Source organism: Bacteroides sp. An269 (assembly GCF_002159755.1).
In the GTDB taxonomy this organism is placed as follows: Bacteria; Bacteroidota; Bacteroidia; order Bacteroidales; family Bacteroidaceae; genus Phocaeicola; species Phocaeicola intestinalis.
Window position 1 is genome coordinate 1 of record NZ_NFJG01000029.1, and the last position, 11927, is coordinate 11927.

Here is an 11927-nt window from a genome sequence, read left to right on the forward strand (position 1 = left end):
AAATGAATATATACTGCATCGGCAGTTGAATATATACTGCAACTGCTGATGAATATATACTGCAACTGCCGATGAATATATACTGCAACTGCCGATGCAGTATATATCCTTTAAAAAAGCAGTACGAATGTCTTCATTTTGCCAAAATTTTTCATTCAGACATTTGCTTAATAAAATAGAAACGGCTATATTTGCCTTGTAGAGTTATATTTTTTTCACTTATGGCAACAACTGTAACTATTGAACCAAACGACAAAATGGCGGATAAACTGTTTGATATTATTCGTTCACAAAGCCTTGACGTAAAAATCAAGTTGCAACGCCTTTTGTCCAAGGATATAGACAGGCAGAAGAAAGAAGAGATATTGTCCGGCCATGTTGACAAACCGTATTCATTAGACGAGCTCTACGGTATACTGAACCATGACGATGGTTTGTCTTACAAAGAAATGAGGGATGAATACTTAAAAGACAAGTATCAGCTATGAAAGTGTTTTGTGATACTAACATCATTATAGAATATCTCTTCAAACGCAAAGAAGCTGAAACGATAAGGCGAATATTCCATTATTTGAGCAGGATGGATGTAGAGAAAGTCTTGTCATGCGGTTCTTTTTATACGTTGACTTACCTCATAGAAAATTATCTGAAAAAAGATGGACTTGAAAAAGACGAACGTATATCTGAATTAAGGCGTATCTTGAATGGCTTGCTTCTGGAATATCACATTGAAAGCGGAATAAGCTGGAAAGCTGGTATAGACGATATTCATTTTAACGATATTGAGGACAGTTATCAATATCAGGCTGCCTTATCATCCGGTTGCGATGTCCTGTTAACATTGAACATACATGATTTCCAACATGTCTCGCCTACTTTATTAAAAATATACACTCCTGTCGAATTTCTAGCTGAATATGGGGGATAATAATGTAAGCGTCCAAAACTGACGTATTGCCCGTTCAGATAGATGTGCCTGCCTTCGCACTGTAAACATTAAAATTATAATGATATGTACAGCAGTGAAGATTTTGAAAGGCTTTTCATCCGTTACAAGAGTGAGGTCTACCTTCACCGCCCCGTGAAGGTATCTTCATAAAAACAAGGGCAGGATGTCAACTCACAAACTCATAAACTCACAAACTTAAAATGAGCTATATCCGTCAGCGTATGAAAGACAAATTACGTACTGACATCGAATTGACTCCGTTGAAAGCGGAAATTGAAGCTGTGTTCAGCAAGCGTAATATTGACGAGGATTTAGACACCATCGCCAACCTGCTTTCGCCCTATCGGAAAACGGTTTGTGAATCGATCAGTCAAGGAAATTATGCCGAGGCCGTAACCGTCCTGCTGGAAGTACTTGAAAGCCTCACTTACCACTTCGTAGAAGACGAGCATTACAACTATTTTGATGACATGTACAGTCCTGATTACGTTTGTCAAGACATGATGGAGGCAATCATCGACTCTATCAAGAGCGGGAATTTTCCAGCGGCTGAGTTGCAGCGGTTGAAAGACGAATTGGAGAAGTTGAAACATACGGAGGCATACGAGGATTATGGTGTGCCGTTTGCGTTGAATATATGGGGAAAGTTTCAATGTCAATAATATGCAAGGACATTTCCATATAACGTTACAATGTTATAGCCATGCACAACAAATCGATTAGAGGGACATCGTTCACCCTTCCTTCTGTGAAGAAGCTTAAGAAGCAATTAGGTGAAATGGATGCTTTCACACAATATATTGAAGTTGCTTTAAGGCATCTTGAACAAGGGTATAATGCAACAGAAATGACCTATAATCAATATGTCAAAGCTACCGCAACTGAACTGGGAGTGAATTTGCATAATATAGATATAGAACATTACAAACAGAAAATTATCCTTCGCCATCTGATTATTCCTCGTGCTTTTCTTGAATCATTTGTAGAAGACTTGCAAGAAGACATAAAAGGAATAGGATATCCCATGTTCGATATAGGTAAAAAAGCTCCGGCAGGTATGCCTAATACAGAATTGAATAGGCTTATCAATCATATAAATGTGGATTTACATATTACCGTTGATCTGACAGGTTTTCAAAAAGACTTGTTTGATTATTACCGGACATTGCGTAATGCATTGGCACATGCTTCAATCGATTCCACCAAAATAGAAGATGCATACAATGCTCTTGATATAGATGCCATACATGCTTTCTATCCAACTCTATCAGCCCCCAATAAGATAGAGAATCTGACATTTGATGATTTCACTCTTTGTACAGCCAATATCAAAAATATAGCAGATATGATTGTATGCTCGCTTGAAAGCGCAATACGCTGGAACTCTCCAGAAGTATTGAGCAATGCTTGCTTTGCAAACGTCAAACAAAAGGCAAAGGTAAGGACGAAAGAAAGAATGTTAGGATATATCAAACATTGTGCCAATATGACATGGAACATAGTGCCATCGGATGCAGATTGTGAAATAATATACAGTTCACTCGTATAATGGTCAGTACAGCATCCTCTGGACAGGGATAATATCATATCCTTATCTAAAAGATGCAGGTCAGAGTTCGAATCTCTGGTGGACTACAAAATAATTTGTATGACAGATTATTCAACCAACAACAAGCGCATAGCCAAGAACACGCTCTTCCTTTATCTTCGACAACTCATCACGATGGCTGTGTCTCTTTACACGGTACGAGTAATACTGGACGTATTGGGAGCAGAAGACTATGGAATTTACAACGTGATTGGAGGCATTGTGTCATTGTTCAGTTTCCTGAGTGGAACTATGGCTTCTGCCACGCAGCGGTTCCTGTCTTTTGAAATGGGAAAAAAGGATAATGGTTCCCTTACCAAAGTCTTTTCTGTTTCCATGTACACTTATTTGTTACTGGTTGGCATTATCCTGTTATTGTCTGAGACAATAGGATTATGGTTTGTCAATAATCAATTGACGATTCCAGCGGAACGCTTGACAGCGGCTAACTTTGTTTATCAAAGTTCCATATTGTCATTTATAGTCACGTTGCTATGCATCCCATATAACGCTTCCATTATAGCGATGGAACGCATGAGTGTATTTGCCTATTCAAGTATTGTCGATGCTGGGCTAAAGTTGGCAATCGCTTGGCTATTACCCTATATCGTAATGGATCATCTGAAAGTGTATGCCATATTGATGTTCATCGTCATAGCTTCTGTCCAACTTTATTATGTATGGTATTGCCGCCGGTATTTTGATTTTTGCCGATACAGCCATTACAAAGATCACAACCTGTTCCGAAATATGCTTTCGTTCGCAGGATGGAACATGATTGGAGCATTAGCCAATATTTTACGAGGGCAAGGGCTGAACATCCTAATAAACCTGTTCTTCAATCCTGTGTTAAATGCGGCGTATGGCATCGCACTTCAAGTAAACAATGCCATTACTAATTTCACGAACAATTTTTATACGGCTGTCCGTCCGCAACTGGTGAAACTTTATGCCGGAGGAAACACGAAAGGAATGTTGGACTTGGGCTATCAAAGTTCAAGATATGCTTTCTATTTGATGTTGGTCATCACGATTCCTATTATGCTGAATACGGAAGAAATCCTGTCCATTTGGTTAAAAGAGGTACCTGAACATACGGTCGTTTTTTTGAGAATAATAATGCTGTCATCATTGATTGAAGTGTTATCTGTTCCTTTAGCCAATATGTTACAGGCTTCTGGCAAAATAAAAATATACCAATTGACGGTATCCATACTTTTCCTTTTAAATATTCCTATATCTTATATATTCCTCCGTTTGGGTTATAATCCTGAAACTACATTATGGATAAATATGGCAATAATCGTTTTGTCAATGTTCCCACGATTATATATCTGTAAAAACATTATAGGTTTATCCATAAATGATTATATGAAGGACGTTATTGTGAGGATAAGTATCCCACTTATATTTCTTATGTTGCTATTTTATACTCTAATGTCTGTTATTTCAACAATGAATATTATTGCAACCATAGCTGTTCAGATGAGTCTATCTTGTATTCTAATTTTTACGACAGGATTCACACATATTGAAAAATCATTCATTTTACAACAATTAAAACAACGTATCAAATGAGAATTATCAAAATGATTTTAAGAAAAATCTATAAATTAGTTATTGGTGACAAAGTGCCATGTATTTCACAATATCCCTTTGTTTCCGATTCAGGTATTATTGTAACCCACATATCAGCGTATGGAAATGGTAATATGGGAGATATCTATTTACCTATTGCATTAAGAAATCTTTTCAATTTGCAGATAGGCGTTAAAAAATGGATTAATAAGTCTGTATATAAAAAAGTGACACTTTCTGATATTTCAGTTTACAATCGCTCTGATTTAGTTGTAATTGGTGGAGGAGGGTTATTTTTAAAAGATACGAATCCCAATGATTTATCGGGTTGGCAATGGAGCTGCAGTTTAGATATGTTAGATAAAATAGAATCTCCATTGATAGCTTTTGCCATCGGTTATAACAGATTTAGAGGACAAGATGATTTTGACCCTATATTTACAGAACATATAAATAAATTTGTTGAAAAAGCCTCCTTTGTCGGATTAAGAAATCATGGTAGCATAGAAAACGTGAAACGCTATCTGCGTACACAAAATCTTAAAAACAAATTGGTTTTTCAGCCTTGCATGACAACCCTAACCTCTTTGATATATCCCGATATGTTTAAATATACGCAAAAAGAGGATTTTATAGCACTGAATTGTGCTTTCGATCGCCAGGGTATGAGAAAAGCAGATGATAAGGTTCTTACTTCAATCGCTAGGGTAATCTTGCAACTATCTGAAACAACCAAGATAAAAGTATATGCCCATATGGCATCAGATGGAAAAATCTGTTCATATTTGGATGAATTGTCTGTACCTTACGAATATGTGGAAATTAAAGATATAGCCAATATGTTTTCTGCGTATTCTCGTCCAAGGCTCGTGATTGGCATGCGTGGACACGCACAAATGATTCCTTTTGGATGCAACACCCCCATCCTTTCTATTATTTCCCATGATAAAATGCAATGGTTCTTAGATGACATACATCATCCAGAATGGGGAGTAGATGTATTGAATCCGTCTTTTGAAGCAGAATTGCTTGAAAAAGCGAAAAAACTGTATGAATCTACAGAAATATTGATTCCTATCCTCAAAGACGAACAACGCAAGTTGTGGAATATTACCCAACAGAACATGAATTATATAAAATCTATAATCAAAAACAAATGAAAGCTCCAAAAATCATTGCAGAAATCGGTTGCAACCACAAAGGTGACATGGCAATCGCAAAAGAGATGATCATGACCGCAGCCACTTATTGCAAGGTGGATGTTGTCAAGTTCCAGAAACGGTGCGTTAAGGAATTGTTGACACCAGAGGAATACAATGCCCCACATCCCCATCCAGAGAATTCCTACGGAAAGACATACGGTGAGCACCGGGAATTTCTGGAATTCAACCTTGACCAGCACCGCCAGTTGCAGGAATGGTGTAACGAGTTCGGCGTGGAATATTCCACCTCGGTATGGGACATCACTTCCGCTAAGGAAATCTGCACGCTGCATCCCAATCTGATAAAGGTGCCTTCCGCCTGCAACTTGAACAAAGGATTGTTGGAATATCTGAGCGATAATTTCGGCGGTGAAATCCATTTGTCTTTCGGCATGACCACCCGTGATGAAGAAGAACAGATTATCCGATTCTTTGAATCCAAAGGCCGTAACAAGGATTTGGTAATATATGATTGCACATCGGGTTACCCCGTGCCTTTCGAGGACATTTGCTTGCTTGAAATCACTCGTTTGCGTGAATTGTATGCAGATAGGGTAAAAGCCATAGGCTTTTCCGGTCATCACTTGGGGATAGCTGTAGACAGTGCTGCCGTAGCTTTAGGTGCTGAATGGATAGAGCGTCACTATACGCTTGACCGTACATGGAAAGGTACAGATCATGCGGCATCTTTGGAACCGGACGGTGTGCGTAAGTTAGCTCGCGACTGCCGTGCCGTGGCAAAAGCGTTGACTTATAAGAAAGAGGATATTCTCGATATAGAGAAAGTGCAGAGAGATAAACTGAAAAAACATCAAGTGAAATGGTAACAACCACCAAAAGAAATATTCAGTACGATTATATAAAAGGGATAGCTATATTTTTAGTCATATATGGACATACAATATCCCACATTGATATTGGACAAACAAGTTGGTGGGAAAATCCTATATATATGTTCATTTATATGTTTCATATGCCTTTATTTATTTTCGTATCTGGATATTTCTTTAATGCCAACAGAAATCCGAGAAATTATGTTGAAAATAAAGTAAAGACTCTGATTATTCCTGCTATTATTGCAACCCCTTTCATCTTTATTGCAGACTGTTGTAATAAAGGAATATTTGATATACATCAGTTTTTTCCCTTATTAAAAGGGGATTTGTGGTTTCTCAAATGTCTGTTTATTTGCTCGATATGTACATACTTCGTTGTATTTATTTGCAATAAACAAAAAATTAACAATTGGGAGGGTAAAATATTAGCATTCGTTGTTTTGTTCCTAATGCTACAAATTATCGGGTATTATAAATCTGGAATATTATTTAATGCACAGTACCTTTATTTGTTTTTCATTTTTGGACATCTCTTTCGCAATTCTTGTGCTGAGAGATGGGTGTTAAAACACAAACGGGTATCTTTCCTTTGTTCGGTTATATTTCTTGGCATTTCATTTCATTATTGGGACTATGAATGCTATATGTATAATTCACAGCCGATGGACGTATTGCGGGCGGCTTTAAGGTTAATGGCAGGCTGTGCTGGAATTTTGTTGATAATATCTTCAGTCTATTTTCTGAAAAAATTCTATTTGTTTGGCAATTTAGGACAACATACATTAGGAATATACATTGTCCAAACCATAGTATTTCAATTTTATGGTAGAAAAGAATTGGGCTTGAATGAATACCTCTATGATTGGATATTTGTGCCAATTATTTCTGTTTGTATTCTTTTGATAAGCTACATCACCGTTTTATTATTGTCCAAATATAAAATAACTCGACATTATTTATTAGGGAATTGGAAATAGATGAAATGAACATGTCAAGATTACAACATCGAATCGCTTCGTTAGATTTATTAAAGCTATTTGCCATTTGCGGTGTCCTTATCATACATATGATTGGAAAAACAACTTATGGAGGTGTGTTTTGGTATGCACAAGCCGTACCGATATTCATGGTGCTTATGGGATATAATTGTAGAGAGACGATAAATTGGCATTCGCTCGGCAAGTCCTATCTGAGTTATTTCATGCTTTACATCGTTTCATTGATCATTGCCATTATTCTACACAAACCATTCTCTATACATTATCTTCCTATAGGCTTGTTGCCTTTCGCCGGTCCGGGAACATATTGGATATTGCTTTATTTCCTATTCGTATTGGTATCTCCACTGATATATCGCATGAAGGAACGTATGTCTATAGGGATTTTTCTCAGTTTGTTGTTCGTTTTAGGGTATATGTTTGATGTGATTTATGAAGCATCAAACTCATGTGGGAAAACTATTTACTCATCATGTCCATTGCGTTATGCTCTTTGCTTTGGATTAGGGATGATTATAAAAGAAAAATCACCTTTTTGGTTTATTAAAAGGATGTGGTGGTTTGCAGTGCTATCTGCCATTTACTTGTATTTACGAAATTATTCGTCTTTGGATATTCCCTACTTGTTCTTCGAGAATGCAGGATGGAGTACGGGAGAGAACGGCTTTGCCGCATTCTATCCAGCCATGCTTGTGGCCTTAAGCATGTATCTTTTAAAAAATATGCAATATAGTAAAATCCTTTTCCTTGGAAGGCTTACTTATCACGTATTCTTATTCCAGATACTTTGGTTTGCCATATTTCCGCATTTTATTACAAATAAAGATGCATTCACAATACTGACTTTCGTGTGCTGCTTTTTGGGAGGGTATGTCTTTTCTCAATTATCTAATCGATTTATTAAATAAATAGACTTTTCTTGGTCATGCTGAACATTATATCTAAATATATTTTGCCTTGTATTTATTTGTTGGGGTTAATGCAGATTCTACAAGTTGGAGGTGTACGCTTAGGATGTTATTTACTAAGTGCTTTCAATTTTATTTTTATACTTTCTAACTGGAAATTGCTTAAACTAGACAAAACGGGTATAATAAAATGCAGTCTTTTATATGTTATATTAGTATTGGTCTACCAAATTCTGACCCCTCCTTTAAGTGAAATATATAATCCTTACGAACCTTTGTTCTATCATGTATTCATTACTACGGGAATATCATTTTGGATTATGGGATATAAGGATAATAAGATAATGATGGATTTGACTAAAAAGATTATCGCGGGTATTACCATTGTTGCCTTATTGTATTCCTTTTTCATAATGTTGTCTTATGGAGGTGTGGCAAGTTTATCTATAGGTAGTGAAATTGGTACCTTTCTATATCAAACCGTTCCTTACTTATTGTTATGGATGTCTTCTGTTTTATTTATATTGAACAAGCCTTTACGTATATCGATTATACTTTTGTTTGCCATTGTCATGATGCTTTCAACCAAACGTGGTCCCTTGGTAACGATGTTTGTCGGATTAATAATTTCTTTGCTTATTAATGGAAGAATCAACGTGAAGGCAATCCTGTCATTATCATTGGTTGCATTTATTGGCTACTATATTATTGATATCTATTTTGATACTTTTTTGTCAGACTGGCTAGGACGTTGGAGCGAAAGAGACGACATATCCAATGGACGAGAAGAAATATGGGACTTGATTCTAAATGATGTAAGTAATCAAGATGCATTGACTATAATTTTCGGTAATGGCTACGAAGCTTCCCATAAACTAACATATAGATTCCTTTGGAATGCAATAGGAGCCCATAATGATTTCATAGACATATTGTATAATTTCGGCATTTTGGGTTTATCACTTTTTGTTTTTTTAATAATTAGTTATTTGAAAAACATAGTAATCGCAATCAAAGTCAAATTTTCCCATGCTGATATGCTCGCATATTTGATAGCATGTTTCTTGTTTGGCAGTTTTATTTCATCCAATATGACAAGATATGCGACCGTTTATTTTGGAGTGTTTTTTTATTACATGGCAGGACAAATCGAGAGAAATCGAAACAATATTATTGTAAAACAAGAAAGTAATACAATGCTTTTATGAAAACAATAGCATTCATACCCGTAAGGGGTGGCAGTAAGTCCATCCCTCTTAAAAACATCAAACCTTTTTGCGGCAAGCCGTTAGTTTGCTGGAACATCGAAGCTTTGGAGGATTGTCCCGAGGTGGACGAGGTAATCGTCGCCACAGACTCTGACAAGATAGAGCGCGTAGTGACATCTCAGTCTTACAAAAAAACCAAGGTGTACCGACGCTCTGCGGAGAACGCCTGTGACACGGCAAGTACAGAAAGCGTTATGCTGGAGTATATCCACTACGCTCAACTTCCCAGTGATGACATCTTCATGTTGGTGCAGGCTACATCGCCTTTGACGGAAACGGTACATTTTACGGAAGCTCTTACTGTGTATGGTAAAGGAGAATATGATTCTATTTTGACTTGTGTACGTAATTACCGTTTCTTCTGGAATGAAGATGGTACAAGTATGAATTACGACTACAGAAATCGTCCTCGCAGGCAAAACTTTTCAGGGATGTTGATGGAGAACGGAGCTTTCTATATAAATAAGGTAAGGAATATTCTTGAATCGGGCAACCGTCTCAGTGGACATATCGGCATTTACGAGATGCCGGAATATACCGCAACGGAGATTGACGAGCCGGATGACTGGGTGGTATTGGAGAACCTGATGCGCAAGCATGTCTTGTCCAAACGCAAAGAGGTCAAGATCAGTCTTTTCTTGTGTGACGTGGATGGCACGCTGACTGATGGTGGCATGTATTATTCAGAAAATGGTGATGAGCTGAAGAAGTTTAACACCCGTGACGGCATGGGCTTCCAGCTATTGCGTGAGGTCGGCATAAAGACCGGTATCATTACTTCAGAAAACACCAAGATTGTAGAGAACCGCGCCAAGAAGCTGAAAGTGGATTTCCTCTATCAAGGAAAACGAGACGGCGGAAAATTGGCAGTCACAAAAGACATATGCGAACAACTTGGCATCACATTGGATGAAGTTGCCTATATCGGTGATGATATTAATTGTATGGAATTGCTTGAAGCTGTAGGTGTAAAGGCATGTCCTGCTGATGCTTACGAGGAAGTGAAAGCGATTCCTGATATCCATATAATGACAAGAAAAGGAGGAGATGGGTGTGTAAGAGAATTTATTAACCACATTCTATAATTAAAATATGATGCATTTTAAAGGATTGTATTTTTGCGATTTTACCAAAGTTTTCGACTGGAAACTCTCTATTGAAGAAATAGAGAATAAAACGCGAAGTAAATGGGAACGTTTTTATAAATTATTGAGGTCTTTAAGTGGGTTAATATTACATCTAATTTACAAATATCATACAATTGAAATCCATTCTAGGCAAGATAACAAAATATTATTCTTATACAATCCTGTGAGGGATAGAAAAGATATAATGAAATTGTTTCTTGATGTTGCTGATACGATTGAAAATAAGCAATATGATTTTATTAAATGGAATATAATTAAAGCGTTTTCTTTAAAACGATTTTACAAAATGTCTTTGTTATGTTTTACATGGGGAATAGTTTTATTGAAACAAAAATATTTATTTAAGCAAACTATTTTAACTTTACGAATATTACTTGAAATCAAAGATAAACAAGACGAGTTAGAACATCTGGTTAATATAAACAAGTATCAATTACTTGTTGTATTATATGATGCTTATCCTATAGATAATTATTTTTCTCAATTATTTAAATTGAATGGAATTAAAACCGCAACATTACAACATGGAGTTATGTTGGCACCTAGAAAAGAGATAGAGAATAATATTGATTTTGCAGGTTTAGAATTTAAAAATTTTATAAGTGATTATTTTTTAGTATGGAATCAATTCACAAAAAATGAGGCAATTAAAGCCGGACTAGATGAAAATAAAATAAAAGTATTAGGTATCGCAAAATGCCTTAATTCACAATCAATGGAGTTTGGTTCTAAAAAAGTATTTGGGATAATTTTAGACGGAGAATACGAAAAAGAGAATAACTCTATAATGATTGATATAGCAAATATATTTGCAGAAAAAATGAATTATGGCTTTATTGTTCGTTATCATCCCAATTTTAAGGGAAACGAATATGCGAACAGGATTAATAATAATCATGGAAAAACTTGTGAAAAGGCAACATCTCTAATAGAGTTTTTTAATGAAATTTCCTTTTGTATCATTTCAAACTCTACTGTTTTATTCGAAATATTATATTGGGGTGGTGAAGTGTATCATTATTCATCATTAACTCCTAATGACAAATTCAAAGATTTAAATATACCCTCATTCCATACTGCGGATGAATTATTGAATCTTTTTAAAACTAGAAATAAAAAGGCAACGTTTCCCGAAATCTGTGGTCCTAAAAATATAAAAGAGCGTTATAGGAGATTCTTTAAAGAAATAGTTTGCAAAGTTGTGTAATTTATTCAAATGGTAATGTGTACATTGTTTTAAACGCTGTCTTGTATTGTGGATTACTTTTATAGAAGATGACGTTTTGATAGGAACAAGATGTATCATACTAAAAGGCGTCACTATTGGAGCACGAAGTATTATTGGCAGTGGGAGTGTAGTTACTCATGATATTCCACCTGATTCTATTGCAGCAGGAAACCCATGCAAAATTATAAGAGCTAATTACTCTACAATAACATCATGATTTGAAA

At 36.1% G+C, this 11927-nt stretch carries 12 protein-coding genes and 1 pseudogene; all 13 read left to right on the forward strand.

Annotation, left to right across the window (positions count from 1 at the left end; genetic code table 11):
- The first annotated feature begins 221 nt into the window (after positions 1–221).
- Positions 222–488: a hypothetical protein gene (locus B5F71_RS07660; RefSeq protein ID WP_140400090.1), complete on the forward strand. Its 267-nt coding sequence runs from the start codon at positions 222–224 to the stop codon at positions 486–488.
- Positions 485–928: a PIN domain-containing protein gene (locus B5F71_RS07665; protein ID WP_022039419.1), complete on the forward strand. Its 444-nt coding sequence runs from the start codon at positions 485–487 to the stop codon at positions 926–928. The genes B5F71_RS07660 and B5F71_RS07665 overlap by 4 nt, the downstream gene beginning before the upstream one ends.
- A 242-nt stretch (positions 929–1170) precedes the next feature.
- Positions 1171–1611 carry a hypothetical protein gene (locus B5F71_RS07670; RefSeq protein WP_241148574.1) on the forward strand — a complete coding sequence of 147 codons (441 nt, stop codon included), beginning with the start codon at positions 1171–1173 and terminating at the stop codon, positions 1609–1611.
- 86 nt (positions 1612–1697) lie between these two features.
- Complete coding sequence (locus tag B5F71_RS07675; RefSeq protein ID WP_143269864.1) at positions 1698–2498, forward strand: hypothetical protein; 801 nt, start codon at positions 1698–1700, stop codon at positions 2496–2498.
- 99 nt (positions 2499–2597) lie between these two features.
- Positions 2598–4115, forward strand: coding sequence for an oligosaccharide flippase family protein (locus tag B5F71_RS07680; protein WP_087208921.1), 1518 nt, complete (start codon positions 2598–2600; stop codon positions 4113–4115).
- Positions 4112–5275, forward strand: coding sequence for a polysaccharide pyruvyl transferase family protein (locus B5F71_RS07685; RefSeq protein ID WP_087208923.1), 1164 nt, complete (start codon positions 4112–4114; stop codon positions 5273–5275). The genes B5F71_RS07680 and B5F71_RS07685 overlap by 4 nt, the downstream gene beginning before the upstream one ends.
- The gene (locus B5F71_RS07690) at positions 5272–6144 is read left to right on the forward strand and encodes an N-acetylneuraminate synthase family protein (protein WP_087208924.1); all 873 of its coding nucleotides are present in this window, start codon (positions 5272–5274) and stop codon (positions 6142–6144) included. Before B5F71_RS07685 ends, B5F71_RS07690 begins: the two co-directional genes overlap by 4 nt.
- Positions 6138–7130 (forward strand): acyltransferase family protein, encoded by a 993-nt coding sequence (locus tag B5F71_RS07695; RefSeq protein WP_087208926.1) that lies wholly within the window; start codon positions 6138–6140, stop codon positions 7128–7130. Before B5F71_RS07690 ends, B5F71_RS07695 begins: the two co-directional genes overlap by 7 nt.
- Before the next feature lie 11 nt (positions 7131–7141).
- Positions 7142–8059 carry an acyltransferase family protein gene (locus B5F71_RS07700; protein ID WP_158098057.1) on the forward strand — a complete coding sequence of 306 codons (918 nt, stop codon included), beginning with the start codon at positions 7142–7144 and terminating at the stop codon, positions 8057–8059.
- A gap of 344 nt (positions 8060–8403) precedes the next feature.
- A complete protein-coding gene (locus B5F71_RS07705) occupies positions 8404–9267 on the forward strand; it encodes an O-antigen ligase family protein (protein ID WP_158098058.1) in 864 nt (287 codons plus the stop codon).
- Positions 9264–10412 (forward strand): acylneuraminate cytidylyltransferase, encoded by a 1149-nt coding sequence (locus B5F71_RS07710; RefSeq protein ID WP_087208932.1) that lies wholly within the window; start codon positions 9264–9266, stop codon positions 10410–10412. Before B5F71_RS07705 ends, B5F71_RS07710 begins: the two co-directional genes overlap by 4 nt.
- A 7-nt stretch (positions 10413–10419) precedes the next feature.
- Positions 10420–11682 (forward strand): hypothetical protein, encoded by a 1263-nt coding sequence (locus B5F71_RS07715; RefSeq protein WP_087208934.1) that lies wholly within the window; start codon positions 10420–10422, stop codon positions 11680–11682.
- A gap of 61 nt (positions 11683–11743) precedes the next feature.
- A pseudogene (locus B5F71_RS07720) lies at positions 11744–11920 on the forward strand (DapH/DapD/GlmU-related protein); the annotation flags it as partial.
- Positions 11921–11927: the final 7 nt, after the last annotated feature.